The organism is Streptomyces sp. NPDC005374, from assembly GCF_042872225.1.
In the GTDB taxonomy this organism is placed as follows: domain Bacteria; phylum Actinomycetota; class Actinomycetes; order Streptomycetales; family Streptomycetaceae; genus Streptomyces.
In genome coordinates this window covers 55,511-79,970 of record NZ_JBIAKA010000005.1, presented here as the reverse complement: position 1 = coordinate 79,970, position 24,460 = coordinate 55,511, and the positions used below count along the sequence as shown (strand labels likewise).

Annotated in this window: 25 protein-coding genes; 5 read left to right on the top strand and 20 right to left on the bottom strand. The window is 70.8% G+C overall.

What is annotated here, in order from left to right; genetic code table 11:
• Positions 1-83 precede the first annotated feature (83 nt).
• From ACFYRX_RS14095 to ACFYRX_RS14085, 3 genes are all read right to left on the bottom strand, one after another.
• Complete coding sequence (locus tag ACFYRX_RS14095; RefSeq protein WP_389099239.1) at positions 84-386, bottom strand: SCO5918 family protein; 303 nt, start codon at positions 384-386, stop codon at positions 84-86.
• Between the two features lie 125 nt (positions 387-511).
• Positions 512-1,936: a DEAD/DEAH box helicase gene (locus tag ACFYRX_RS14090; RefSeq protein ID WP_389099237.1), complete on the bottom strand. Its 1,425-nt coding sequence runs from the start codon at positions 1,934-1,936 to the stop codon at positions 512-514.
• Between the two features lie 180 nt (positions 1,937-2,116).
• Positions 2,117-2,320: a cold-shock protein gene (locus tag ACFYRX_RS14085; protein WP_007383480.1), complete on the bottom strand. Its 204-nt coding sequence runs from the start codon at positions 2,318-2,320 to the stop codon at positions 2,117-2,119.
• A 499-nt stretch (positions 2,321-2,819) separates the two neighbouring features.
• Here ACFYRX_RS14085 and ACFYRX_RS14080 point away from each other — a divergent pair, with 499 nt between their 5' ends.
• The gene (locus ACFYRX_RS14080; RefSeq protein ID WP_389099235.1) at positions 2,820-4,172 is read left to right on the top strand and encodes a phosphatase PAP2 family protein; all 1,353 of its coding nucleotides are present in this window, start codon (positions 2,820-2,822) and stop codon (positions 4,170-4,172) included.
• A gap of 19 nt (positions 4,173-4,191) precedes the next feature.
• On the opposite strand, the gene ACFYRX_RS14075 is transcribed toward ACFYRX_RS14080, so the two are convergent.
• Entirely contained in the window at positions 4,192-5,445 is a 1,254-nt protein-coding gene (locus ACFYRX_RS14075; RefSeq protein ID WP_389099233.1) for a helix-turn-helix domain-containing protein, read from the bottom strand.
• 187 nt (positions 5,446-5,632) lie between these two features.
• On the opposite strand from ACFYRX_RS14075, the gene ACFYRX_RS14070 reads away from it, so the two are divergent.
• Positions 5,633-6,376, top strand: coding sequence for a DUF4232 domain-containing protein (locus tag ACFYRX_RS14070; protein WP_389099231.1), 744 nt, complete (start codon positions 5,633-5,635; stop codon positions 6,374-6,376).
• Between the two features lie 11 nt (positions 6,377-6,387).
• On the opposite strand, the gene ACFYRX_RS14065 is transcribed toward ACFYRX_RS14070, so the two are convergent.
• The 6 genes from ACFYRX_RS14065 to ACFYRX_RS14040 form a co-directional block, all read right to left on the bottom strand.
• Positions 6,388-6,741: a helix-turn-helix domain-containing protein gene (locus tag ACFYRX_RS14065; protein ID WP_389099229.1), complete on the bottom strand. Its 354-nt coding sequence runs from the start codon at positions 6,739-6,741 to the stop codon at positions 6,388-6,390.
• A 655-nt stretch (positions 6,742-7,396) separates the two neighbouring features.
• Positions 7,397-7,636: a hypothetical protein gene (locus tag ACFYRX_RS14060; protein ID WP_389099227.1), complete on the bottom strand. Its 240-nt coding sequence runs from the start codon at positions 7,634-7,636 to the stop codon at positions 7,397-7,399.
• A gap of 85 nt (positions 7,637-7,721) precedes the next feature.
• Positions 7,722-9,260 carry a DEAD/DEAH box helicase gene (locus tag ACFYRX_RS14055; RefSeq protein ID WP_389099225.1) on the bottom strand — a complete coding sequence of 513 codons (1,539 nt, stop codon included), beginning with the start codon at positions 9,258-9,260 and terminating at the stop codon, positions 7,722-7,724.
• Between the two features lie 185 nt (positions 9,261-9,445).
• Entirely contained in the window at positions 9,446-9,649 is a 204-nt protein-coding gene (locus ACFYRX_RS14050) for a cold-shock protein (protein WP_006143946.1), read from the bottom strand.
• A 372-nt stretch (positions 9,650-10,021) separates the two neighbouring features.
• Positions 10,022-10,504 (bottom strand): DUF5990 family protein, encoded by a 483-nt coding sequence (locus ACFYRX_RS14045; RefSeq protein WP_389099222.1) that lies wholly within the window; start codon positions 10,502-10,504, stop codon positions 10,022-10,024.
• A gap of 60 nt (positions 10,505-10,564) precedes the next feature.
• Entirely contained in the window at positions 10,565-11,338 is a 774-nt protein-coding gene (locus ACFYRX_RS14040) for a polysaccharide deacetylase family protein (RefSeq protein WP_389099220.1), read from the bottom strand.
• Between the two features lie 238 nt (positions 11,339-11,576).
• On the opposite strand from ACFYRX_RS14040, the gene ACFYRX_RS14035 reads away from it, so the two are divergent.
• Together ACFYRX_RS14035 and ACFYRX_RS14030 are read left to right on the top strand one after the other, a co-directional pair.
• Positions 11,577-12,638, top strand: coding sequence for a nitrous oxide reductase family maturation protein NosD (locus tag ACFYRX_RS14035; RefSeq protein WP_389099218.1), 1,062 nt, complete (start codon positions 11,577-11,579; stop codon positions 12,636-12,638).
• Positions 12,639-12,706: 68 nt separating this feature from the next.
• Positions 12,707-13,735 (top strand): methyltransferase, encoded by a 1,029-nt coding sequence (locus tag ACFYRX_RS14030; protein ID WP_389099216.1) that lies wholly within the window; start codon positions 12,707-12,709, stop codon positions 13,733-13,735.
• Between the two features lie 76 nt (positions 13,736-13,811).
• Here ACFYRX_RS14030 and ACFYRX_RS14025 read toward each other — a convergent pair whose 3' ends face one another.
• The 10 genes from ACFYRX_RS14025 to ACFYRX_RS13980 form a co-directional block, all read right to left on the bottom strand.
• The gene (locus ACFYRX_RS14025; RefSeq protein WP_389099214.1) at positions 13,812-14,144 is read right to left on the bottom strand and encodes a TcmI family type II polyketide cyclase; all 333 of its coding nucleotides are present in this window, start codon (positions 14,142-14,144) and stop codon (positions 13,812-13,814) included.
• 32 nt (positions 14,145-14,176) lie between these two features.
• Positions 14,177-14,656, bottom strand: coding sequence for an SRPBCC family protein (locus ACFYRX_RS14020; protein ID WP_389099212.1), 480 nt, complete (start codon positions 14,654-14,656; stop codon positions 14,177-14,179).
• Between the two features lies 1 nt (position 14,657).
• Positions 14,658-14,915 carry an acyl carrier protein gene (locus ACFYRX_RS14015; RefSeq protein WP_389099210.1) on the bottom strand — a complete coding sequence of 86 codons (258 nt, stop codon included), beginning with the start codon at positions 14,913-14,915 and terminating at the stop codon, positions 14,658-14,660.
• Between the two features lie 45 nt (positions 14,916-14,960).
• A complete protein-coding gene (locus tag ACFYRX_RS14010) occupies positions 14,961-16,211 on the bottom strand; it encodes a beta-ketoacyl synthase N-terminal-like domain-containing protein (RefSeq protein ID WP_389099208.1) in 1,251 nt (416 codons plus the stop codon).
• Entirely contained in the window at positions 16,208-17,476 is a 1,269-nt protein-coding gene (locus ACFYRX_RS14005) for a beta-ketoacyl-[acyl-carrier-protein] synthase family protein (protein WP_389099206.1), read from the bottom strand. Before ACFYRX_RS14005 ends, ACFYRX_RS14010 begins: the two co-directional genes overlap by 4 nt.
• Positions 17,473-17,910, bottom strand: a complete 438-nt coding sequence (locus ACFYRX_RS14000) for a cupin domain-containing protein (RefSeq protein WP_389099204.1) — start codon at positions 17,908-17,910, stop codon at positions 17,473-17,475. The genes ACFYRX_RS14005 and ACFYRX_RS14000 overlap by 4 nt, the downstream gene beginning before the upstream one ends.
• A gap of 46 nt (positions 17,911-17,956) precedes the next feature.
• Positions 17,957-19,114 carry a SchA/CurD-like domain-containing protein gene (locus tag ACFYRX_RS13995; protein ID WP_389099202.1) on the bottom strand — a complete coding sequence of 386 codons (1,158 nt, stop codon included), beginning with the start codon at positions 19,112-19,114 and terminating at the stop codon, positions 17,957-17,959.
• Positions 19,115-19,343: 229 nt separating this feature from the next.
• Entirely contained in the window at positions 19,344-20,048 is a 705-nt protein-coding gene (locus tag ACFYRX_RS13990; protein ID WP_389099200.1) for a class F sortase, read from the bottom strand.
• 115 nt (positions 20,049-20,163) lie between these two features.
• Entirely contained in the window at positions 20,164-20,691 is a 528-nt protein-coding gene (locus ACFYRX_RS13985) for a hypothetical protein (protein ID WP_389099198.1), read from the bottom strand.
• Between the two features lie 349 nt (positions 20,692-21,040).
• Entirely contained in the window at positions 21,041-22,723 is a 1,683-nt protein-coding gene (locus ACFYRX_RS13980; protein WP_389099196.1) for an FAD-dependent oxidoreductase, read from the bottom strand.
• Between the two features lie 274 nt (positions 22,724-22,997).
• On the opposite strand from ACFYRX_RS13980, the gene ACFYRX_RS13975 reads away from it, so the two are divergent.
• Positions 22,998-24,311, top strand: a complete 1,314-nt coding sequence (locus tag ACFYRX_RS13975; protein WP_389099194.1) for an alpha/beta hydrolase — start codon at positions 22,998-23,000, stop codon at positions 24,309-24,311.
• The last annotated feature ends 149 nt before the right edge of the window (positions 24,312-24,460 follow it).

The window sequence follows — 24,460 nt, the reverse complement described above, 5'->3', positions numbered from 1 at the left end:
GGTGACATGGATGGGGAACGCAACGCGTTGACCTGGCTTGCGGGAACGGGCGGTGGCGGTCGCCGGTCGTCGCGGTCGGTGGGTCAGCCCAGCGGGGTGTCGGCCCAGGGCAGCGACGACGACGGGTCGTTGAAGGCCTCCGGGCGGGGCGGCTGCACCTCGTGGCAGGTGAAGCCGAGCCGGGTCAGCGCCCTGGTCACCTCGTGCGCGGTGAAGTCGCGGCGGTCCTGCCGGGTGATCACCTGACCGACCTGCTTGACCGGGTACACGTGGCGACCGATGGTCACACACTGGCCGGTGGCGGGTTCGGGCGTCACGCTCTCCACCAGCCTCTCGACCTCGTTCATGGTCAGGTCGAAGGGAAAACGTGCGATGACGATGCGCATGGTGCCTCCACGGGGAGCGGTCGGGACGTGACGGTGAGAACGGCCAGGGTGCGGCCCTGTTCGTCTCCTTCGCGACGGGGGATGCCGGTGGCGCGGCCACCGGGCCCGGTCAGTGGGTCGTACGGCTAGCGGCCGGTACGTGTGGAACTGCGGCGGCCGCGGGTGGAGCGGCTGCCGCGGCCACGCCCGGCGGGCGACCCGGTGCGCCGGGGAGCTTCGGCGGCGGGCGGGGCCGGAAGGGTGACGGGCACACCGGAGGGGGTGCGGGCACCGGTGATGCGGTTCAGCTCGGCCTCGCCCGGGCGGACCCGGGTGGTCAGGGCGGTGACACCGGCGTCGGACATCAGACGGTCCACCGCGCGCCGCTGGTGCGGCAGGACCAGGGTGACGACGGTGCCGGACTCCCCGGCGCGTGCCGTACGGCCGCCGCGGTGCAGGTAGTCCTTGTGGTCGGCGGGCGGATCGAAGTTGACGACGAGGTCGACGTCGTCCACGTGGATGCCGCGGGCCGCGACGTTGGTGGCCACCAGGACGGTCACCTGGCCGTCCTTGAACTGGCCGAGGGTGCGGGTGCGCTGCGGCTGGGACTTGCCGCCGTGCAGCGCCGAGGCCCGTACTCCCACCGACAGCAGGTGCTTGGCCAGCCGCTCCGCCGCGTGCTTGGTGTCCAGGAACATGATCACGCGCCCGTCGCGGGCGGCGATCTCGGTGGCGGTGGCGTGCTTGTCGTCGTCGCGGACGTGCAGGAGGTGGTGCTCCATGGTGGTGACGGTGCCCGAGGAGGGGTCGACCGAGTGGACCACCGGGTCGTGCAGGTAGCGGCGCACCAGCAGATCGATGTTGCGGTCGAGCGTGGCCGAGAACAGCATCCGCTGGCCGTCGGGGCGGACCTGGTCGAGCAGGTAGGTGACCTGGGGCATGAAGCCCATGTCGGTCATCTGGTCGGCCTCGTCCAGGACGGTCATGGCCACCTGGTCCAGGCTGCAGTCGCCGCGCTCGATGAGGTCCTTGAGGCGGCCGGGCGTGGCCACGAGGACCTCGGCGCCGGCCCGCAGCGCGGACGCCTGCCGCCCGATCGACATCCCGCCGACCACGGTGGCGGCGCGCAGCCGCAGTGCCCGTGCGTAGGGGGTCAGCGCGTCGGTGACCTGCTGGGCCAGTTCCCGGGTCGGTACGAGGACCAGGGCGAGCGGCCGACGGGGCTCGGCCCGCTGTCCGTCGAGGCGGGCCAGCAGGGGCAGTCCGAAGGCGAGGGTCTTGCCGGAGCCGGTGCGGCCACGGCCGAGGACGTCACGGCCGGCCAGTGAGTTCGGCAGGGTCGCGGCCTGGATCGGGAAGGGCGTGACGACGCCCTCGGCGATCAGCGCGGCCTGCATACGCTCCGGCAGATCGAGGTCGCCGAACGCCTCCACGGCGGGCAGTGCCTCGGTGAGCGTGGCGGGGAGGGTGAACTCGCCGCGGGGGGCGGCGGCCGGACGGGAGCGCTGGTGGCTCGTCCCCCGGGACCGGCCACGGGGCGGGTTGTTCCCGGTGCGACGGGTGCCGTTCATGGGTGGGGAACCTTCCTCGATGCGTGCGGCACGTGTCGAGGAATTCCTCCGAGGCGCGGCGAAACCGCACGAGAATTCGCAAGAAAGAGCCGAGGAGAAAGCAAACAAACAGATTCTGGCAATGGACAAGGGCCCGCACCCCGAAAGATGCGGGCCCCAGCCGTGTAGAACGCGTCAGCGTCAGGCAGGAACGATGTTCTCGGCCTGCGGGCCCTTCTGGCCCTGCGTGACGTCGAAGGTCACCTTCTGGCCTTCCTGAAGCTCGCGGAAGCCGGAGGTGGCGATGTTCGAGTAGTGCGCGAACACGTCGGCGCCGCCGCCGTCCTGCTCAATGAAGCCGAAGCCCTTTTCCGCGTTGAACCACTTCACGGTGCCAGATGCCATATTGAATCTCCCTAGGGGGCAGTGCCGGGAACCGCACTGTGCGGAACCCGAGTCGCCGCGATGATCTCCCCTCCGGAAGACCCGGAAAGACTCGGAGGACTCCGTAAAGGCCTCCGGAAACCAAAACTGCAACTCTTACCACGCTAACACATGGCAGGTGGGGGGATCTACGCCCGCCTGGACCCGTGACCCGGACGAACCGAAAACTCGCCGCACCCCATACATGATTCTGCTGTGGCTGCGACAGTTATTCGGCCTCGGGTACCGCCGTCGTGACGCCCGGCCTGTCATGGATATGATGTGGCCAAGCGCGAATATCTAGCATCATCGGGACAGATTTTTACTGCCGGTACGGTCGACGACTTCACCTGGGACAGTGGTGGTACCCCTGTCCACGGCACCTGGAAGCGCGTCCCGTTCACCAATGGGGCGCCGCTTCGCAACCAGGGCCATAATCCGTTCATCTTCTCCAGTCGGAGCGGGCGGCTCATCGGGAGAGATGAAATTGCGACAAATACCCAGACTGTGGGTCGTAGCGGGCATCGTGGTGCTCGGATTCCTCGTCGCGCTGGAGTTCGCCGCGCGCCGCTACGGCCTGCCGGGTCCGATCACCAGCCAGGCGCGAGAGCTGTGGTGCCCGCCCAAGTCGGGCCCTGTGCTGTACGCCGGCATGGCGCTGACGATGGTGGTGCTCACCTGGCGCCAGCGGTTCGTCGCGATCGGGGTCGCGATCGGAGTCGACGTCGCGTTCTTCCTGGTGCGCACGGCCTTCGGCATCGAGGTGCACCACGGCCATCCCTTCGGCAACGGCGCGTTGTGGGTGATCCTGGGCTGCGCGGTCCTCGCCGTCACCCGCCGCACCGGCCCGGAACGCGTCCTGCTGCTGAAGGGCGCCGGGCTGGGCCTGCTGCTGGTGGCCGGCCGCAAGACCGGTGACACCTGGCTGTTCATCACCGCGAAGACCCGCCCGGACGTACTCGACCCGTATGTGGCGCTCGCCGATCACGCGCTGGGCAACCCGTCCTGGGTCATGGGCCGGATCATCACGGCCACCGGCAAGGTCGGCTTCAACTTCCTCGACGTCGTCTACGGCCAGCTCGCGGTGGCCGCGGTCCTCGTCGCGCTGTACCAGCTGCGCGACGTGGCGAGAGCGCGCCGCTTCCCGCGCCACCACCTGGTCCGCACCTTCCTGGTGATCGGCCTCCTCGGACCGGCCTTCTACATGGTCTTCCCGGTGGTCGGACCGGTCTTCGCCTACGGCACCGGGACCGAGCACTGGGCGTCGATCAGCCTGTGGGCGCCGAAGATGCCGCCCAGCGCGCACTGGGCGGTGGCCGACCTCTGGCCGCGGACGCCACCACCGCTGACCGCCCCGCACACCATCCCGTTCGACGGCTTCACCCCCCGCAACTGCATGCCCAGCCTCCACACGGCGTGGGCCACCGCGATCTTCGTCCACACCCGCAGGGGCCCGCGTGCCCTCCGGATCGCGGGCGCGTTCTGGCTGATCGCCACGCTCTGCGCGACGCTGGGATTCGGCTACCACTACGGCGTGGACCTCATCGCCGGCGTGGTCTTCACGCTCACCATCGAGGCGGCCCTGCGCACCTACGACCGCGGCGGGGACCGGTCCGGGATCCGGCTGACCGCCTACGGTGCCGCGGTCTTCGCCGCGCTCCTGGTGTCGTACCGCTGGCTGCCGTCGCAGCTGGCCGAGTACCGCTGGGCGACCGGGCCGCTGCTCCTGCTGCTGATGACCTCGGTGATCTACGGGTACCTGAGGACCGTTTCCCGGTGGGAAGCGAAGCCGGTTCCGGCGCCACAGCCGCAGCGGCAGCCCGAACTGCTGTGAACCGCGTCGTACGCCGGGATCAGCCCTGCCGTTCGATCCACTCGCTGCCGCCCAGCGGATAGTCGTAGCCCGGGCGGTCCACGTCGGCGCTGGTGCGGAACGGGGTGCCGCCGTCGTCGATGCGGACGGTGCCGTGGCGGCTGCCGCTGGACCAGTCGAGGGAGAGATCCCAGCGGACGTCGTAGGACCCGGTACGGGCGACGACGTAGAAGACCTCGGGGTCGGATTCGCTGACCTTGTAGGGGAAGGCGCGCTGTCCGCCCTTGACGGTGACCATGGGGTTGCCCTGGTCCAGGTCGACGGCGAACGACTTGATCCCGACCCCGCCGCCGCAGCCGACGCCCATCGAGTAGTCGTTCCAGGTGAGCGGCGCGTTCTTGCTGAGGACGCGGACGTGCAGCGCGTTCAGTACGACGGTCTCCTCGCCGGTGCCCTGCACGGTGAGGGCGACCTCCTGTTCGTCGGAGGACACCGCCCCGTACGCGGCGGCCCAGCGCGGGGCGTCCGGTTCGGTGGCCGGCGGGCCGACCTGCGCGGGTTCGCTGTCGACGAGGAAACGCTGGCTGCACGGGCTGTCGTACACATACGGGCGGGTGGCCACGGTGAGGGGGACCGCGGTTCCGGCGGGCCGGCCCGTGCCGGTCGCGGTGTCCTTGGGGTCGGTGGTACCGGTCGTCCCGGTGGGGGAGGCGGAGGCCGACGGGGACGGTGCTGGTTCGCTGCCGCCGGTGGAGGGGGCGGCGGAGGGCAGCCCGCTGTCGACGTCCAGGGTGCCGGTGAACGTCGGCGTCGTGGTATCGCCGGCGCGGACGGTCGTCGGACGCAGGGTGTACGCGACGGCCCCGAGCGCGGCGACCACCGCGACGGAGGCGATCAGCGCGGTACGGCGGCGACGGAGCCACGAGGGCCGCGACGACGGGACCTCGCGCGGCGCTTCGACGACCACCGGATCACCACTCTCGCCCTCCTCGTCCGGCTCCCTCGCCGGAGCCGGGGCCTGGTCCGCCCTGCGCCCACGCGCCGCGTCCGCGAGGATCCAGAGCCGGTGCAGCTCCACCAGGTCCTCCGGCGTGGCCCGGCAGACCCGCGCGAGGCGTTCCACCGGCGCGTAGTCGACCGGCAGCGCGGTGCCGTTGCAGTAGCGGTGCAGCGTCGACGTACTCATGTGCAGGCGCTTGGCGAGCGTCCCGTAGCTCAGTCGCGAGTGGTCCTTGAGCTCCCGCAGCCGGCGCGCGAACGCCTCCGTCTCCGCGGTCGCTGTTGCCTCCGACACCCGTTCCCCTCAACCCCCGTGTCCCGGAAACGCGTTCCAGGTCCACCGTGTTCTCCCTGGTCAGACCGTGTTCCGGCGTTCCGGCGTCCCCAACTGCCCGCTGTGGCTGGCGGCCGGGACGGATCACCTCACAAGCTTCGGTCATCCAATCACCACCGCCACCCGAACACCCAAGGGGCCCAGCAGCATGTCCGACCTCCGCACCTCCCGCACCCGCCTCGTCGCCGCCGCCGCGACGACCGTCCTCGCCGCGCTCTCGCTGACCGCGTGCGCCGAGGGGACGGGCACCCAGGACGAGGGCAGCGGGACCAGGACCACCTCCGCCACGGCCTCTTCCTTCGCCACGGCCTCCGACTCCGCGGACCCGTCCGGGACTTCAGCGTCCTCGGGAACCCCGGGGACCTCCGGCTCCACGAAGCGGACGGATGCCACGGGCTCCTCAGGCGCCGGGGCCGCGACTCCCGCCACCGCGGCGAAGACGCCCGCCGGCTCCACCGCCGGCAAGGCGGTCACCTGCGAGGGCTCCACCACCAGGACGGTCGCGGCCCCGCTGACCCGCCCCGTGAACCACATGCTGCTCACGGTGACCAACACCGGCAGCAAGAGCTGCTATCTGTACGGCTACCCGGCCGTCAGGTTCGGCGAGGCCCAGTCCGTGCCGCCGGTCATCGAGGACTCGCAGCCGCAGGCGGTCGTCACGCTCGAGCCGGGCCAGTCCGGTTACGCCTCGGTAGCCCTGTCCGCCACCGACGGCAGCGGCGCGAACGGCTACACGGCGAAGTCTCTGACCGTCTACTTCCACGGCCCCTCCGGCAACGGGACCGTCGGCAGGGGTGCCACCCCGTCACTGCCCGCGAAGGGCGTCTACGTCGACGACTCGCTCAAGGTCACGTACTGGCAGCAGTCGATGGACGACGCCGTCAGCTGGTGATCTCCCCGTGATCAGCCGATACCGCGGACAGAGCTGCCGGGCGCTTCGTGCCCGGCCGAGCGGCGGTACTCGGCGTTGATGCGCTGAGCTTCCTCGAGCTGGTCCTCGAGGATGACGATGCGGCAGGCGGCCTCGATCGGGGTGCCCCGGTCGACGAGCTCGCGGGCGCGTGCCGCGATCCGCAGCTGGTAGCGGGAGTACCTGCGGTGCCCGCCCTCGGAGCGCAGGGGAGTGATCAGACGGGACTCACCCAGGGCGCGGAGGAAGGCCGGCGTGGTGCCGAGCATCGCCGCGGCCCGCCCCATCGTGTACGCGGGGTAGTCGTCGTCGTCCAGACGATCACTGAGAGGAATATCTGCTGTCATGTCACCTCGTTGTACAACGCGTCGAGGGGCCCTGGTGCCGTACGGCACCAGGGCCCCGAAGGAAATTCAACACCATCTGTCGGCCCTAATGCTGCGCCGACCTTCTGTTTCCGCTACCAGCCCTGCGAGAGGGGGGTGCGGGGATCGCGGCTGCGTGACCGGGGACCACCTTCCAATCCGGGGTCTTGCGGTACCCGGCCGAGTGCCTCTCGGGCCGGGCGATCCTGATGGCGTCTGCTCCTCCGTCCTCTTCTGAGCCAACCACTGGATGAACAGGTACTGCGGTACTGCGCGGTGATGCTCTCGGAGGCCCTTCACCTGCTGCCTCCCAGTGCGGGTCCCAGCCCCGTCGCCGTCCTGCGAACTCCTTGGCTTCGGTGCTCCAGAACCGCACTGACCTGCGAACTTCATGTACTGCGACCCGCCAGTTCGTGTCTGCCGGGTCTTGCTCGACCGGTGTCTACGAGAAGAAGACTAACCATGCCGGAGTTCAATGTCTACTCTGGCAAGAGTAGATTTCAGCCCTCTGGAGGAGCAGATAGCCTGACCTGCGGCAACGGATGATCCCCTGCCCGCGGACAGCGATGAGGGCCCTGCCGACGGGTGTCGGCAGGGCCCTCATCAGTCTTCGCGGGCGGTCTCGCGCCCCCTTCTCCTACGTCCGTACGTGCTGCCCGCCGAGGACGTCCCGCAGTCGGATGCGGTCCGTGTACGCGGAACTGTCACGGTGGACAGCGAGCTCGGCCCGGGTGACCGAGCCCGTGCACTGGTCGTCCCCGTCGCACAGCAGGAGGTACTCGACCCGGGCACCGGCCATGACGGACAGCGCGACCTCGACGGTCATGTCGTCCCGGACCCGGGGGCCGGGGGCGTCCATGGTGTGGCCCATGGTCATGGGCGCGAGATCCGCGTGTCGCCGTTGTGTCCGGACCGGTGTCAAGGTGCCTCCTCGGAGATGGGTGAACTGCAGACCGACGCCTCTACGCCGCGGAGTCGACGGCGGGCCGCTGCGTACGCCGACGCCCCGGTCGTCCGCCGTTGCGCCCCTGGCCGTTGCGGTCGTCGCGGCCCCGGGACGAGGGGGCCCCGGAAGACCCGGCGCGCCGCGGGCGTGCCGCGGCCGGTGCCGTGATGACGACCGGGACACCGGAAGGTGCCTGGGCGCCCGTGATCCGTGACAGCTCGGCCTCACCGGACCGCACGGAGGTGCTCTGCGGGGTGATGCCGGCCGAGGCCATCAACCGGCTCATACCGCGACGCTGACCGGGTGTCACGAGGGTGACGACGCTGCCGGACTCGCCGGCCCGGGCGGTACGGCCGCCGCGGTGCAGGTAGTCCTTGTGGTCGGTGGGCGGATCCACGTTGACGACCAGGTCGAGGTTGTCGACGTGGATGCCGCGGGCCGCGACGTTCGTCGCCACCAGTACCGTCACGTGCCCGGTCTTGAACTGGTCGAGCGTCCGGGTGCGCTGCGGCTGCGACTTGCCGCCGTGCAGAGCCGCGGCGCGGACACCGCTGCTCAGCAGGTGCTTGACCAGCCGGTCCACGGCGTGCTTGGTGTCCAGGAACATGATCACCCGGCCGTCGCGCGCGGCGATCTCGGTGGTCGTCCGGTGCTTGTCGGCCTCGTGAACGTGGAGCACGTGGTGCTCCATCGTGGTGACCGCGGCCGCCGACGGGTCGACGGAGTGGACCACCGGGTCGCTCAGGTAGCGGCGGACGAGCAGGTCGACGTTGCGGTCCAGGGTGGCCGAGAAGAGCATCCGCTGCCCGTCGGGGCGCACCTGGTCGAGCAGGGCGGTGACCTGGGGCATGAAGCCCATGTCGGCCATCTGGTCGGCCTCGTCGAGGACGGTGATGGCGACCTCGTCCAGCCGGCAGTCGCCGCGGCCGATGAGGTCCTTGAGCCGTCCCGGCGTCGCGACGACGACCTCGGCGCCGGCCCGCAGAGCGCCGGCCTGCCTGCCGATCGACATGCCGCCGACCACGGTGGCCAGCCGCAACTGCACGGAGCGGGCGTACGGGGTGAGCGCGTCCGTCACCTGCTGGGCGAGCTCGCGGGTGGGGACGAGGACCAGGGCGAGCGGCTGTCGAGGTGCCGCGCGACGGCCCGCCGTGCGGGCCAGGACCGCGAGGCCGAAGGCGAGGGTCTTGCCCGATCCGGTACGGCCGCGGCCGAGTACGTCACGTCCGGCGAGGGAGTTCGGCAGCGTCGCCCCCTGGATGGGGAACGGTTCCGTCATTCCCTCGCGTCCGAGCGCGGTCAGCAGGGGCGCCGGCAGGGCGAGGTCGGCGAACGACTCGACCGCGGGCAGTGCGGGTGTGACCGTCACCGGCAGCGCGAACTCGCCCTGGGGCGCGGTCTGTCGACGGTCGTTGCCCTTGGAACGCCGCGGAGCTCCCGAGCGGGCGGGAGCGGAGTCCCAGGAACGGGTCGGGCGGGCGGAGCGGGTGGTGGTGCGGGCGGTGCGGGTGGTGCGTTCGCGGTTCAAGCGAAACCTTCCTCGATGTGGGCGCATAGGCACGTAGCAAGGAATTTCCGCGGCAGATTGGACTGCGGAGGGAATCGCGAGAACGAGCCGGAGAGACGTGGGCGGGGTCGGATGCGGTGTGGCCTTACCGACGCGCGCCCTGAAATGCAGCGAGCTGGGGCCCGCACCCCAAGGTGCGGGCCCCAGCTGCGAAGAGCGCGATGCTGCGGGTGTCAGGCGGGAACGATGTTCTCGGCCGTCGGGCCCTTCTGGCCCTGGGCGATGTCGAAGGACACCTTCTGGCCTTCGAGCAGCTCACGGAAGCCCTGGGCGGCGATGTTCGAGTAGTGGGCGAAGACGTCGGGGCCGCCGCCGTCCTGCTCGATGAAGCCGAAGCCCTTTTCCGAGTTGAACCACTTCACGGTGCCAGTAGCCATGTTATTTCTCCTTCGGAGACGATGCTTGGAATTCGCCCTGTGCGGATTCCTCGTGCCGTGCTGATTAACCCGTCGGAAAAATAAACCTTCTGGCAACAACACCTGCAACTGAGAGTGACATTAGCATGCCGAGATCGACCCTGTACGGTCGCGAATTCCACTTCGGGTCGGCGTTCGAGGAATACTCGCCGGGCACCGCACCTATTTCTCACTCCGCAAGGACAGATATTGGCCTGCGTGGATGCAGTGTTCCTGTCGCCGGTGCTCGTCCACAGGGCCGTGACCTGGGCCGATGTGCCGTGCGCCGCTGCTGTCGCCGTTGACGGGCGCAACGGCGGTGAACACGCCGGGACCCCTCTGACGCAATGAAGGTCACATCGGTCCGGGAGAGCCGGCGCGCGCGGCGGTCCAGGTGATGTGCGGGGGCTCGACCCGTGCGCACAGGGGCCCGCCCTTCGGGTCGGTCAGGCCGAGCCGCCCGACCAGCAGCCCGTCGCGCGCGGCGGCGGCGAGCACCTCGGCGGGGATGACGTCGAGCAGCAGCTTGGCGCGGCGGAACATCGTGAACGTCCCCGCCTCGTCGACCGTCCCCCACGACAGATAGATGAACCGCCGGCCCAGGCGGTCCTGCACATACGGGCCGGTGACCTCGGTGCCGTCGGCGGAGGAACTCGTGGCGCACTCCAGGCTCCAGGTCGCGGACGGCGCGTCACCGGGCTGTGGATCGAGGAGTTCGGCCGGGCGGTCCCGCCGCTGCACGGCGACATGGACGTTGTCGTACACGGGGACCCTGCCGTCGGCAGGGGCAGGGCAGGTGAGCCCGGGCAGGTCGACGGCGTCGATGCGGATGCGCATGGCGGCCATCATCCGCCATCGGCCCGCGCAGTGGTGGGGGGCCATCGCCGTCCTGTGGTCTCAGCGCACCGGGAAGCCGAAGGCGTAGCCCTCTTCCTTGAGGCGGGGGAGGACCTGGCGCAGGGCCTCGACGGTCTGGGAGCGGTCGCCGCCCGCGTCGTGGAAGAGGAGCGTCGGCCCGTTCGGCAGTTCCCGCTCGACGGTGGCGACGATGGCGTCCGTGCCCGGCTGTTCGAAGTCCTTGGTGTCCACGTTCCAGCCCAGCGGCCGCATGCCGTGGGAGGCGGCGACCTTGCGGCTGTACGGGGTGAACGCCCCGCCGGGCGCCCGGTAGTACATCGGCCGGACACCCCCGGACGCCTCGGTGATCATGCGTTCGGCGCCGAGGATCTCCTGCGACTGGTAGGCCTCGGACTTCTTGTCCATGGTGGTGTCGTGGGACACCGAGTGGTCGCACAGCCGGTGCCCGGCCGCGACCACCTGCTTCACGAGGTCCGGGTGGGCCTGCGCCTGCGTCCCCACCATGCAGAACGTCGCCTTCACCCCGTACTCCCGCAGCACGTCCAGCACTTGGGGGGTCCACGCGGGGTCGGGGCCGTCGTCGATGGTGATGTTGACGCCGCGCGCCCCCTTGTCGGAGGCGTGCACGATGGTCACCGCGACCGGCTTGACGGCGCTGCCGGGCGCGGCCGACACCTTCGTCTTCGGCGACGAGCCGCCCAGGGCACCGGCCTGCGCGGTCCACACCGAGGCGCCGGCGGCGAGCAGTGTCACCCCGAGTGCCGCGCCGAGCACCTTGCCGTACCAGCCACGCCCGCCGCCGTGCCGTGCCATGTCCGCCCCGCTTTCCCGCAGTTCACGCCGATCCCCTTGGTCACCGTGTGACCACCTGACAGGACGACGGACGGCGGCCGCGGGATGCGTCCGTTACCGATCACGGACAATCCCGGGGTGGTTCCCGGACAACCGAACGAGCGGTGCGGGCATCGGGTCACTCCGCGGGCGGGGGATGACACGCCACCGGATGGTCTATCGGGCCTGTTCGCGACCCTCTCGTCATACCGTCATGAATATGACGAAAGTGCGCATTGCCTACCTGGTATGTACCGCGGCGCTCATCGCGGTGGGGCTCGGAGCCGCCCCGCCCGCGGCCGCCCGCCATATGACCCATGTGGTCGTTCCAGGGGAGTCGGTCCAGAAAGCGGTGGACTCCGCCGAGCCGGGGGACACCGTTCTGCTGACCACCGGCACCTACCGCGAGAGCGTCAAGGTGACCACCCCCGGGATCACCCTGCGGGGCATGGGCCGCGGCACCGTCATCGAGCCGGCCACGACGAAGGCGGCCAACAGCTGTGCCGAGGGCGGCAACGGCATCTGCGTGGTCGGCACGAAGGACCATGACGTCGAGGGCGTCACCGTCGCCTCCCTGACCGTGACCGGCTTCACCAGGACCGGCGTGTTCGCGATGGCGACCGACGGGCTGACCGTGCGGAACGTGACCGCGGTGGAGAACGGGGTGTGGGGGATCGCCGCGGAGCGCTCGGTCCGCGGTGTGTTCCGCGGGAACACCGCCCGGGACAACGGCGACGCCGGCCTGTTCCTCGCGAACACGATCAAGGAGGAGGCGGGCGCCTCGGACACCGGGGGAACGGTGGTCGAGCACAACCGCCTGGAGGGCAACCGGATCGGCATCACCGTCCGGCGCCTCAGGAACCTCGCCGTCGAGGACAACCACCTCACCGGCAACTGCGCGGGGATCTTCGTCGTCGGTGACGAGAACAAGCCGAAGGCCGGCGCGCTGACCGTGCGCGGCAACCACATCGCGCGGAACAACAAGTCGTGCCCGAAGACCGCGCGGCTGGACGCGTTGCAGGGCTCCGGCATCGTGCTGACCGGCGCCGAGGACACCCTGGTGACGCGGAACCGCGTCATCGGCAACGTCGGTACCTCGTCGATGTCGGGCGGCATCGTCCTGTTCAAGAGCTTCGTGGGCACCACCAGCGAGCGGAACCGGATCACCGACAACGTGCTGGAGGGCAACGCCCCGGCGGACCTCGTCAACGCGGACACCGGGCAGGGCAACACCTTCGAAGGCAACTCCTGCCGGGCGTCCCGCCCCACGGGAATGTGCTGACCGGCCGTGACCCCTCAGAACTCGAAGAATCCACGGAACTCGACGAACTCACAGAAGGAAGGCGGCACATGACAACCGCTCAGACCGTTCCCATGCCGTCCATGCGGCTCCGGGAGCTCGTGTTCGGGGCGGCGTGCGCGGCCGCCCTGCGCGCGGCCGCCCGGCTGGGTGTCGCCGACGCCCTCGGTGACAGCCCCATGGCCGCGGCGGACCTCGCGGCGGCCGTGAAGGCCGAACCGAAGCCGCTGCGCCGGTTGTTGCGGGCCCTGACCTGCTACGGCATCTTCGCCGAGCAGGCGGACGGGACGTTCGCGCACACCGACATGTCCCGGCTGCTGCGTAAGGACGACCCGAACAGCCTGCGCGACATCGCGCTGTGGTGCACCGAGCCGTGGACGTGGGACGCGTGGCCGATGCTGGACGAGGCGGTGCGTTCCGGCCGCAACGTCGTGGAGGAGCTGTACGGCAAGGAGTTCTTCCCCTACCTCAACGAGGACGCCCCCGAGTCGGCCGACGTCTTCAACCGCGCCATGACGACGTCCAGCGTGCAGTCCGCGCGGGACGTGGCCCAGTTCCTCGATCTGTCGGGGAGCAAGTCGGTCGCCGACATCGGCGGTGGCCAGGGGCATGTGGTGGCGAGCCTGCTGGAGAAGTACCCCGCGCTGTACGGCACCCTGCTCGACCTGCCGCGGGTGGTGGAGAACGCCGACCCGAGGCTGCGTCCGGGAGGAGCGCTCGCGGACCGGATGAGTCTGGTGCCCGGTGACTGCCGGGTGGCCGTCCCGGTCCAGGCCGACGTGTACGTCATCAAGAACATCCTGGAGTGGGACGACGACAGCACGACCCGCACCCTGCGCAACGTCATCGAGGCGGGCGGCCCCGGCACGCGGGTCGTGGTCATCGAGAACCTCGTCGACGACACGCCCTCGATGCGGTTCAGCACGGCCATGGACCTGCTGCTGCTCCTCAACGTCGGCGGGGCCAAGCACACCACCGAGAGCATGGTCGGCAGGCTGAAGGGCGCGGGTCTGGTCATCGACGACATCCGGCCGGTCAACCCCTATCTGCACGCCTTCGACTGCACCGTCCCCGAGTGACGGCAGCGCGGTGAGAACGCCGCCCGCCGGGCACGCGAGACTCGCGTGCCCGGCGGGCGGCGGTGCGGCGACCGGCTCAGGAAGCGGCGTTTCGGTCCCAGCGGTAGAAGCGGTGCGCCATGGCGTCCTTCGGGGAGCGCCAGGTCGCCGGGTCGTACGCGGTGACGTACGCCGAGAGCCGTTCGCTGATGTCCCGGAACTCGGGGTGTCCGGCCGCCTTCGCGATGGCGGGCCCGGGGTCGTGCTCGGACTCGATGAGGTGCAGGTACACGTCGTCGAACTGGAAGAGACTGCGCCGGGTGACCCCTACGAGGTGCGGCAGCTCCCCACGGTCCGACTCCTCGAACACCTTGGCGATGTCCAGGGCGGAGCCCGGGGCCATACGGGCGACGATCAGGGATTGGTGCATCGTTGCGTCCTTCGTCCGGATCAGTCGGCGGATCAGTCGGACAGCATGGGTGCGGGCCGGCGTTCCGTGGCGGCCTGCTCGATACGGTCCCGGATCAGCGCCATCTGGACTTTGGAGTTCCGGTTGATGTTGTCCGTCATCCAGTCGTCGTCGACCGGTGCGTCCGGCTTCATCGCGAAGTCCTGGGTCCACACCATCCGGGTGCCCTCGAGCACCTTCTCGTACTGCCAGACGATGTTCATGTAGGCGAAGGGCCCGGTCTCGATGCGGCGGGCCCGCACGCTGAGGGTGTCGGGGTCCGTCTCGCGCTGCGAGACCCAGCTCCACACCTTGCCGTTGTCGTCCGGGTGCATGGTGAGCCGGAACGTCGTCCTGTTCCCCTCCTCCGAGAGGATCTCGACGGAGGCGTACTCGGTGAACAGCTGCGTCCAGTTCGCGACGTCGTTGGTCATGTCCCAGACCAGGTCGACCGGAGCGGCGATGGTGACCTCGTTCTGTGTGTGTCCGGTCATGTCAGGCCCCCGTCAGAAGCGCGCTGTTGACGAGCTCGAGGAACTGCCGGGGACTCCCGCTCTTCTCCGCGTCCGGCGGCATCGACGCGTCGTACCGGTTCTCCAGCTCGCCCACGATGCCGAGCAGACCGAGCGAGTCGATGCCGAACGTGTCGAACCCGGAGTCGTACCGCTGCTGGAGCTCTGCCGGGGCGACGGTGACTCCGGCGGCCTTCTTCATGAGCTCGGCCAGCTCCTCCACGGTGATTCGGTCACTCATGCGGTTCCTCTCCTTGCAGGGTGGTGGTGTGTTCGCGATGCCTCGCTAGGAGGCGTCGCCGGCGCCGAGCCGCAGCACCAGCGCCGAGTTGGACCCCATGAGTCCCCGGCTGAGGACCAGCGCCGTGCGCAGTTCGGCGGCACGGGCGCGGGAGGTCACGAGGTCGAGGTCGTGGCAGACGTCGAAGACGTTGGGGGTGGGCGGGATCAGTCCGTGCTCCATCGCGAGCACCGCCGCGGCGCTGTCCAGCACCGGTGCCGCGCTGTAGCCCCGGCCGAAAGCGGTCTTCGGCGCCGTGACGGGGACGCGGCCGGCGTGCGCGCCCAGGGCGTCCGCGAGCGCCAGCGCCTCGGCACGGTCCGCCTCCGGGACGCCGAGCGCGTCCGCGAAGACCACGTCGATCTCCTCGGGAGCGCACGCGGCCTCCCGCAGAGCGCCCCGGATGGCGTGCGCCAGGCCCTCCCGGGACTGCTCCCAGCGGGAGGCGCCGGTGAACGTCGCCGCGTGCCCGGCCAACGTGGCCCGCACGTTTGCGCCCCGCTCCCGGGCCGACGTCTCGGCCTCCACGACGACCATGGCACCGCCCTCGGCGGGCACGAATCCGCAGGCCGCGTCGGTGAACGGGCGGTAGGCGCGGTCCGGTTCGCCGACGGTGCTCAGCTCCTCGTAACCGAGCTGGCAGACCATCGAGTACGGAGCCAGCGGGGCCTCCGTCGCGCCGGCCACGATCACGTCGGTGCCGCGCCGCACGGCCCGCGCGGCATGCGCCAGGGCGTCCAGGCCGCCGGCCTCGTCGGCGGCGACGACACCGCAGGGGCCCTTGAAGCCGCGGCGGATGGAGATCTGGCCGGTGCTCGCGGCGTAGAACCAGGCGATGGACTGGTACGGCCCGACGAAGCGGCTGCCCTTGTCCCACAGCTGCTGCAGTTCCCGCTGCCCGAACTCGCCGCCGCCGGAACCGGCCGCGGTGACCACGCCCACGGAGAACGGGGCGCCGTCGGTGTCGGGCCGGTCGAGGCCGGCGTCGTCGAGTGCCTGGTCGGCCGCGGCCATCGCGAAGTGCGTGAACCGGTCGGTCTGCACCAGGTAGCGCTCCTCGACGGCCGAGGGCGGGTCGAAGTCCCGTACCTCGCCGGCCACCCGCAGCGGCAGGTGCCCGCAGCCCTCGCGGGTGATCCGGTCCAGGACGCTGATGCCCTCCCTGGCGGACTTCCAGAAGGTCTCGGTGCTGGTTCCGTTGGGCGCGACCACGCCGATTCCGGTGATGGCCGCGCGCCGGGGACGAGAGGTGCTCATCGTGTCGTCTCCCTCGGCAGGCTCATGATCACCGCGGACTGGAAGCCGCCGAAGCCGCTGCCGACCGAGAGCACGTTGTCCAGTCGTCGCTCACGTGCGACGCGCGGGACGTAGTCCAGGTCGCACTCGGGGTCCGGGGTCTCGTAGTTCGCGGTGGGCGGGACGACCTGGTGGGCCAGGGCCAGCACACAGGCGACGACCTCGATCGCCCCGATCGCGCCGAGGGAGTGCCCCACCATGGACTTGATGGAGCTCATGGGCGTGTCGTACGCGTGCGCGCCCAGGACCCGTTTGACCGCGGCCGTCTCGTGCCGGTCGTTCTGCTGGGTGCCCGATCCGTGCGCGTTGACGTAGTCGATCGCCGTGCCGTCGAGTCGGGCCTGGTCGAGGGCGTCCTCGATGGCCCGTGCCATCTCCACGCCCTCGGGGGTCAGACCGGTCATGTGGTAGGCGTTGCCGAAGGTGGCGTAGCCGCTCAGCTCGCAGTAGACGTGCGCGCCGCGGGCCCGGGCGTGCTCCAGTTCCTCCAGGACCAGGACGGCACCGCCCTCACCCATGACGAACCCGTTGCGGTCGGCGTCGAAGGGGCGGGAGGCGTGGGCCGGGTCGTCGTTGTTCGGGGACGTGGCCCTGATGGCGTCGAAGCAGGCCATGGTGATCGGGGAGATCGGCGAGTCCGAGGCGCCGGTCAGGCAGATGTCGGCCCGGCCCTCCTCGATGGTCTGGAAGGCGTACCCGACCGCGTCGAGCCCCGAGGTGCAGCCGGTGGACACGGTCTGCACCGGCCCGCGTGCCTCGAACCGTTCCGCGACCGTCGAGGCGAGGGTGCTGGGCGAGAACGCGCGGTGCAGATGCGGCCGGGCCTCCCGGTGGTCCACGTCCCAGCGCCGGCCTCCTTCGCTGACCAGGACGTAGTCGTTCTCCAGCCGGGTGGTTCCGCCGACCGCGGTGCCCAGGGAGACCCCGACGCGCCAGGGGTTCTCCGCGGCGAGGTCGAGGCCGGAGTCCCGTACCGCCTCCTGCCCGGCGACCAGCGCGAACTGGATGTACCGGTCGCACCGGGCGATCTGCTCCGCGTCCAGTCCGTGCGCCGCCGGGTCGAAGTCGCACTCGGCGGCGATCCGCGAACGCAGCCCGGACGGGTCGAAGAACGTGATGCCGCGCGTCGCCGTACGGCCGCTCGCCAGCAGGTCCCAGAACGCCGGGACGCCGATGCCGCCCGGGGCGACGACACCTATGCCGGTGACCGCCACGCGCCTGCTCATGAGCGGACCCGGGGTCGCTCGGCCGTCTCCACCGGGATCGGCACGCCGTTCGCGTCCTCGGTGTCCACATGGCCGAGCGGCGGACTGGGGGCCAACGGGCCGAGGTGGAAGACCAGTTGGGCCGCCACCTCGCCCACATTGCGGAAGCGGTGCCGCACATGGGCGGGGATCATGAGCCCCTGCTCGGGCCGCAGCGGGTGGGGCTCACCGTCCAGGTCCACCTCCAGTTGCCCGCGGACGACGTAGATGAACTCCTCGGAGTACGGGTGGTAGTGCTCGGCGATGCGGTCGCCGGGCTGCACGATGGCCACGCCCATGAAACCGCTGGTGGAGCCGACTGTGGTCGGGGTGAGCAGGGCCCGCAGATCGCCACCGCGCCGAGTGTTGGGCTCGACCTCGCTGAGATCCACGATTCCGGGATGACGGTTGATCACGGCGTTCCTCCGAACAGGGGCGTGGCCGACAGGGAGTGCCGGAGAGTCAGGCGTCAGGGGCGCGACGGTCGGTGACGAGTTCCATGCGGGAGACCGTGAGGAGGCGGGTGGCGGCGTCCGCGTTCAGCGCCGCACCGTCCACCCCGAGGGCCTCGCCGTCGAGGAGCGCCGTCAGCTCGGCCGCGTGCGCGCGGTCCGTGAGACCGAGCACCGGCCCGGGGTCGCTGTCGAGCCCGCCGCTCACGTCGACCAGCCGCACCACGATGTCGTCGCGCTGGAAGATCGTGCTGCGCAGTACCGGTCCCCGCGGATCGTCGGCCGCCGCCTCGTCCTGCCGGGCGAGCAACTCGGCCAGCCGCATGCCCTGGCCCTCGCGCGCCGGGTAGTACAACGCGTGCCGTACGGCGTCCGGACCCTTTCGGCCCGTCGTCACATGGTGTACGGCGGGCAGCGCCGCGCGGGTGAAGAAGACCCGGGCGGACTCGGGGTCGTCGAGGTCCCGGTCCTGCTCCAGATAGGGGTTGATGGCCTCCTCGACGGCCCGCACCGCGGGCTGCCGGGCCACGTGACGCAGCGCGGCGAGCAGGTCGCCGCGCACCTCGATGGCCCGGACCACCCGGTTGCCGTGCATGAACAGGGAGGTCCGGCACAGCCGGGTGGTGTCGTCGACCCGCGGCTCCGGTGAGACGTAGTCGGCGAGGATCCTGGCGACGGTTTCCTCGCTGCCCGGCTTCACGGTGAAGGTGAGCGCGTGACGGATCAGGCCGTCCCCGATCCTGGGGGACGTCTGGAGCCGGCGCTCACCGGGCCCGGTGTCCGCGGCCGGGCCGCCGGTCTCGCGGACCACGTGGAAGCGCAGCGACCTGGTGTCCCGGACGCAGCTGTGCAGCGGCTCCACCATCCGCACGTGTTCCTCGCTGTTCACCCAGGTGAGGAAGGGCGGGGCGCTCTCCCACTCGCTCGTGATGAGCCACTGGGAGGGGTTCTCGATGGACTGGCACAGCTGGTCGCTGACATGCCCGGGAACGGACGCGACCTGGGCGCACAACTGCTCGTACGCCTCCAGGAACTGCTGCTGGGCTCCGTCGTACACGTCCACCAGCAGGACGACACGGAGCCTGGAGCCGTCGAACACGGACTGCGAGACACGCTGCGAAGCCTGTTGCGCAAGCGATTGGGAAACACGTTCGGACGTGGTGGTCATCCTGCGCACATCTCCTCGACGAGGCGGGGCGGGTGGGGTGGGACGGGGGGCCGGGGGTGACCCGGCGGCGGGCCGACGTCGGCCACGTGGGGAGTGACGTCGGCGTGCCTCGATCCTGATCCCGCTCCGCGGAGCGCGCGACTCGGAGACACCGTGCGGGTGACCGGCGGCCCGGACGCCGGGACGGACCGGCTCGGACGCGGGGACCGGCTCGCAGGTGGCGGCCGGTTCAGACGAGGTGGGCGAAGACGACCAGGTTGTCCGTGTAGTCCCGGACCGAGTGGTCGTAGTCGCCGGCGCAGGTGATGAGCCGGACCTGGGCCTGTGCCGTGTCGGCGTACACGCGCCGGCTGGGGAAGTCGTCCTTGGCGAACGTCTCCGCGCTGTCGACCACGAAGGACGCCCGGCGCCCGTCGGCCCGGTCGACGTAGAAGACGTCCCCCTTCGCCAGTTCGCCGAGGTCCGCGAACACGGCCGCCGAGGTCGCCGTGTCGACGTGCCCGGCGATGACCGACGTGCCGGCCTCCCCGGGGGACGCTCCCTTGGCGTGCCAGCCGACGAGGTTGGTGTCGGCGGCGGGGGGTGGTTCGAGTTGTCCGGTACTGCCGATCGAGAGCTCCGTGAAGGGGGCGTCGACCGAGATCTTCGGGATGAGCAGCCGCACGGGTTCCGACCGCGGCAGGGACCTGACCGTCGGCTCACCCGCCGGTCGGTCCGCCGGCTGCCCGGCGGGCGGGACCGACGCGGGTGCGGGTGCGGCGGCCCGCTGCGTGCGGGGGGCGTCGGACGACGTGTCGTGGCCGCCGAACAGGCTCACCGCCAGTACCAGGAGCGCCACGGCACCCAGCATCACCTTGGTGTTGGATCCCCGCCCCGTGGGGGCCGGCTCGTATCCGCCGGGACTGTCTGTGGGGGAAGAAGGACGAACTGCCATCGGACACCACCTCGCCGGGACACGGCAGCAAATCGGAAGAGGGACGGGGGAGGCCCGCCGGGCCGCCACGCGGCGCGCGCGTGGCGGCCACAGCGGCTATGTCACCCGGCATGGGTCAGGCCACGCTTCCGGCGAACTTCTTGCGTCGCGCCGCGTAGAGCCCGGTTCCGGCGACCGCCAGGACGGCGAGCCCGCCCGCGGTCATGGCCGGCGAGGCCAGCGCGCCGCCGCCGGTGTGCATGCCACCGCTGGGCTTCTCGTGGTCACCCTTCCAGGAGCCGGAGCCGTCCTGCTTGCCGCTCCAGGAGCTCCCGTCCTGCTCGTCCTTGTCCTTGTAGGTCTCCGGGTCGTGCTTCGGGTCCTTCGCGGTGCCCCAGTCGTCCTCGTTCACCGCGGTCAGCGCACCGCCGCCGGTGTGCATGCCGCCGTGCGGCGACTCGTGGTCGCTGCCCTTGCCGTGCTCCTGGCCGTTCTCGCGGCCGTGCTCCTGGCCGTTCTCCTTGCCCTGGTCCTTGCTGTGGTCCTTGCTGTAGCCGGAGCCGGTGTGGTCCCCGTCGTCGCCGGCCGCGTAGGCGCCGGGGGCACCGAGAGCGAGGACGGTCGAAGCCGCCGCGATGGCCAGGATGGTGCGAGCAGAACGCATCTGATGATCCTTCCGTCGGTGACCGGGCAGCTGGTGCTTCGTCAGCTGAGGTGGCCCGCCCCCGACGTGATCCACCGTCAGTCAGTTGTCCGTCCCTCACCACCCAAGACGATCACCCGGGTGAATCCGTCCGGCTGCCGGACCCGGCGGCTCCGGCCCGAAGCGGCTGTCGCCCTGAGGCAACGGGCTTGCCCGGCAGGCGAGTTCACATCGGCCGAGGCCGGTGGCACGAGCGGCGGATCACGTTCCCCCGCACGGACGCGCCGGGCAGCCGCCCCGCCCCGTTCAGCCGGGAAGGCCGGAGCGGCATCGCTCCGGCCTTCCCGTGCCTTCGGCCCTCCCGTCCGGATCAGACCACCGCCAGCAGCGCGGCCAGGACCTCGCGCAGTGCCGACCCGGCGTCCGGCACCGGCCCGGACGACCGCCAGGCGACGAACCCGTCGGGCCGCACGAGTACGGCGCCCTCAGGCGTCGTCCCGTGCGCGGCCGACCAGTCCGCGGCGCCCTCGGGCGTCAGCTCGGCGTCGGGTCCCTCGCCCACCCGGTACGAGGCCAGGGGCACCGACATCGCGTCGGCGAGGCCTACGGCGGCCTCGTGCCAGCCGCTCGGACCGCCGGCGGAGCTGAGCAGGACGAACGACCGCTCGTAGAGGTCCAGCGTGGAGATCGGTTCACCCCGGTGCCGTACCGCCATGTGGGGCGCTCTGCTGCCGGGTTCGCCGGACAGGTCGAGGCGTTCGGGGACCACGGGCGCCGCGGGGTCGGTGCCGACGACCGCGCCCTGCGGATAGCGGTAGCCGAGGGCCACGTTGAGGATGCCGCGCTGCGGGCCGCCGCCGTTACTGCCGCCACCCGCGCCGGGCGGCGGGGTGAAACCGGGATGGCTGTGTTCCACCGAACGGACGGCGGCCCGGGCGCTGGTGGCCTCCGCGACCGGCCGGCGCTCGGCGTCGTAGGTGTCCAGCAGCCCCTCCCCGGCCCAGCCGCCGAGCACCGCGGCCAGCTTCCAGGCGAGGTTGTGCGCGTCCTGGATGCCGGTGTTGGAGCCGAAGGCCCCGGTGGGGGACATCTCGTGGGCCGAGTCGCCGGCCAGGAAGACCCGTCCCGACCGGTAGCTCCGGGCCACCCGTTGGGCGGCGCGCCAGGGAGCCCTGCCGGTGACCTGTACGTCGAGATCGGCGACGCCGACCGCCCGGCGGATGTGGTCGACGCACCGCTCGTCGGTGAACTCCTCCAGCGTTTCGCCGTGTTCGGGGTGCCAGGGGGCGTGGAAGACCCAGTTCTCACGGTTGTCCACGGGCAGCAGGGCGCCGTCGGCGTCCGGGTCGGTCAGGTAGCAGACGATGAAGCGGCGCTCGCCCACGACATCGGCGAGGCGGCGGGAGCGGAAGGTGATGCTGACGTTGCTGAACAGGTCGCCGGGGCCGCTCAGACCGATGCCGAGCTGCTCGCGGACGGGGCTGCGGGGGCCGTCGGCGGCCACGAGGTAGTCCGCGCGGATGGTGGTGTGCTCGCCGGTCTCCCGGCTCTTGACCACCGCGGTGACGCCGGAGGGCTCGCTGTCGAACGACATCAGTTCGGTGCCGTACCGCAGGTCGCCGCCGAGGCCCCTGGCGTGGTCGAGCAGCACCGGCTCCAGGTCGTTCTGGCTGCACAGGCACCATGAGCTGGGGCTGAAGCGGGCCAGTCCGCCGCCCGCGTCGATCTCCTTGAAGAGCCACTCGCCCGCGTCGCCGACCAGGGTGGGGGTCTGCAGGATCCCGTGGTTGTCGGCGAGGGTGGCGGCGGCCTGACGGATCGTCGGCTCGACGCCGGCGGTCCGGAACAGCTCCATCGTGCGGACGTTGTTGCCCCGGCCGCGGGGGTGGATGGAGGTGCCGGAGTGGCGCTCCACCAGCGTGTGCCGTACGCCCAGCCGGCCCAGGAACAGTGAGGTCGACAGGCCGACGAGGGAACCGCCGACGATGAGGACCGGGACCTGGTGGATGGAGGGGTCGGCGGAGGGGTCGTTTCGGTCGGTTCTTGGGTTCATCTCTCGCCTCCGGCGCGTCGTGTCCACCGACTCGTCCGGATACGGCCGGGATCTCCATGCATGCCCCGCGGCACGCAGGAGGGCCCAAGCTTCACCCGCTTCACCCGCCCGCGGTCCGTCTTCCGCCGGTATCCGCGCCGCTCTCAGCCCCGTCAGTGACACCGTTGGCTGTTTCTTTACCCCTTTTGCGCTGATTGGGGAACGCGAGGGATTCCAGACCCCTCCTTCTGTATGAAGGAAACCGCACAGGTAGGGAAATCGGGGATCAACCGGTATGGGTCTGACCAGCGAGACGACCGTGTACGTGATGGCAGCCTTCGCCGCCGTGTGTGTGGCACTGCTGGTCTGGCTGTGGCCGCGCTTCGCCCGGCAGGGACTGTGGCAGGTGCTGGGACGGCTGGTGGCCGTCGGGACGACCCAGGTGGTGATCATCGCGGCGTTCGCGTGCTGGCTGAACTCGTCGTACCAGTTCTTCGGATCGTGGGGTGAACTCTTCGGCCGGGTCGAGACGGCTCCCGTCGGGGTGACGCAGGCGGGGCAGGCCGGGGGCCCCGGCGGCGTCGGCACGGTGAACGGCATCGCCGTGAAGGGGGCGCTGGTGCAGCCGGCCGGCGACGATCAGCTGAGCCAGGTCAGCGGACTGCCCACCGGCCCCGCCGCGGTGAACGGGCGGGTGGAGTCCGTGAAGGTCGTCGGACGCCGTACCGGCGTGGTCGACCCGGCGTTCGTCTATCTGCCGCCGCAGTACTTCCAGAAGGCGTACCAGCGGCAGCGCTTCCCGGTGATCGTCGCGCTCAGCGGCTACCCGGGCAGCATCTTCAACCTCGCGCAGTATCTGCGGGTGTCCCAGACCGCCGGTGCACTGCAGAGGAGCGGTCAGATGCAGCCGACCGTCATGGTGATGATCCGGCCGACGATCGCCCCGCCGCGCGACACCGAGTGCGTGAACGTACCGGGCGGTCCGCAGACCGAGACCTTCCTGGCCAGGGATCTTCCCGACGCGCTGAAGTCCGCGTACCGGGTCGGCCATGACGCCAGTGCCTGGGGTGTCATGGGCTACTCCTCCGGCGGCAGCTGCGCCCTTCAGCTGACGATGCGCGACCCGCACGTGTACACGACGGCCGCCGCGCTGTCGCCGGACTACAGGGTCAAGGACGATCCGACGACCGGCAGTCTCTTCGGCAGCGGACCCGGGCGAATCGAGCGGATGAACGGCCACGACCTGATGTGGCGGCTCAAGCACCTGCCCGTCCCCCAGGTCTCCGTCCTGGTCGCCGAGAGCAAGCACGGTGAGCGCGGCTATCCGCAGACACAGGCCTTCCTCAAGGCCGTCAAGGCACCCATGCGGGTGGTGTCGATCCAGCCCGAGCACGGCAGCCACAACTTCCCGACCTGGGTGCAGGAGATGCCCCCCGCCCTGAAGTGGATGAACCAGCAGCTGACGTTCCCTCAGGACGCCGTGCCCCGCCACCACAAGCGGGAGGCAGTGGTCGCCGACCCGCCGAAGCCCGGCCCCTCGAAGCCCGGCCCCGACCCCCTGCGCGCCGACGGCCCGGAGCCCACACCCCGCGCCACGACGCGCAGGTGAACGCGGCTCCGGGACCGACGTGGCTTCCGAGCCGTACGGCCCTGGAGCCCACGACTCGAGGAGCACGCCGGCCGGTGGTGCCCGCGTCGGTGAACAGCCGGTACGCCTGCTGACTTGGGATCACGGTCGGGTGTTGGCGCCGACCGTTC

Bases quoted from the DNA above. Each gene is read 5' to 3' on its own strand.
- ACFYRX_RS14095 (WP_389099239.1), bottom strand. From the start codon at position 386: ATGCGCATCGTCATCGCACGTTTTCCCTTCGACCTGACCATGAACGAG.
- ACFYRX_RS14090 (WP_389099237.1), bottom strand. From the start codon at position 1,936: ATGAACGGCACCCGTCGCACCGGGAACAACCCGCCCCGTGGCCGGTCC.
- ACFYRX_RS14085 (WP_007383480.1), bottom strand. From the start codon at position 2,320: ATGGCATCTGGCACCGTGAAGTGGTTCAACGCGGAAAAGGGCTTCGGC.
- ACFYRX_RS14080 (WP_389099235.1), top strand. From the start codon at position 2,820: ATGAAATTGCGACAAATACCCAGACTGTGGGTCGTAGCGGGCATCGTG.
- ACFYRX_RS14070 (WP_389099231.1), top strand. From the start codon at position 5,633: ATGTCCGACCTCCGCACCTCCCGCACCCGCCTCGTCGCCGCCGCCGCG.
- ACFYRX_RS14065 (WP_389099229.1), bottom strand. From the start codon at position 6,741: ATGACAGCAGATATTCCTCTCAGTGATCGTCTGGACGACGACGACTAC.
- ACFYRX_RS14060 (WP_389099227.1), bottom strand. From the start codon at position 7,636: ATGACCATGGGCCACACCATGGACGCCCCCGGCCCCCGGGTCCGGGAC.
- ACFYRX_RS14055 (WP_389099225.1), bottom strand. From the start codon at position 9,260: ATGCGCCCACATCGAGGAAGGTTTCGCTTGAACCGCGAACGCACCACC.
- ACFYRX_RS14050 (WP_006143946.1), bottom strand. From the start codon at position 9,649: ATGGCTACTGGCACCGTGAAGTGGTTCAACTCGGAAAAGGGCTTCGGC.
- ACFYRX_RS14045 (WP_389099222.1), bottom strand. From the start codon at position 10,504: ATGCGCATCCGCATCGACGCCGTCGACCTGCCCGGGCTCACCTGCCCT.
- ACFYRX_RS14040 (WP_389099220.1), bottom strand. From the start codon at position 11,338: ATGGCACGGCACGGCGGCGGGCGTGGCTGGTACGGCAAGGTGCTCGGC.
- ACFYRX_RS14035 (WP_389099218.1), top strand. From the start codon at position 11,577: ATGACGAAAGTGCGCATTGCCTACCTGGTATGTACCGCGGCGCTCATC.
- ACFYRX_RS14030 (WP_389099216.1), top strand. From the start codon at position 12,707: ATGACAACCGCTCAGACCGTTCCCATGCCGTCCATGCGGCTCCGGGAG.
- ACFYRX_RS14025 (WP_389099214.1), bottom strand. From the start codon at position 14,144: ATGCACCAATCCCTGATCGTCGCCCGTATGGCCCCGGGCTCCGCCCTG.
- ACFYRX_RS14020 (WP_389099212.1), bottom strand. From the start codon at position 14,656: ATGACCGGACACACACAGAACGAGGTCACCATCGCCGCTCCGGTCGAC.
- ACFYRX_RS14015 (WP_389099210.1), bottom strand. From the start codon at position 14,915: ATGAGTGACCGAATCACCGTGGAGGAGCTGGCCGAGCTCATGAAGAAG.
- ACFYRX_RS14010 (WP_389099208.1), bottom strand. From the start codon at position 16,211: ATGAGCACCTCTCGTCCCCGGCGCGCGGCCATCACCGGAATCGGCGTG.
- ACFYRX_RS14005 (WP_389099206.1), bottom strand. From the start codon at position 17,476: ATGAGCAGGCGCGTGGCGGTCACCGGCATAGGTGTCGTCGCCCCGGGC.
- ACFYRX_RS13995 (WP_389099202.1), bottom strand. From the start codon at position 19,114: ATGACCACCACGTCCGAACGTGTTTCCCAATCGCTTGCGCAACAGGCT.
- ACFYRX_RS13990 (WP_389099200.1), bottom strand. From the start codon at position 20,048: ATGGCAGTTCGTCCTTCTTCCCCCACAGACAGTCCCGGCGGATACGAG.
- ACFYRX_RS13985 (WP_389099198.1), bottom strand. From the start codon at position 20,691: ATGCGTTCTGCTCGCACCATCCTGGCCATCGCGGCGGCTTCGACCGTC.
- ACFYRX_RS13980 (WP_389099196.1), bottom strand. From the start codon at position 22,723: ATGAACCCAAGAACCGACCGAAACGACCCCTCCGCCGACCCCTCCATC.
- ACFYRX_RS13975 (WP_389099194.1), top strand. From the start codon at position 22,998: ATGGGTCTGACCAGCGAGACGACCGTGTACGTGATGGCAGCCTTCGCC.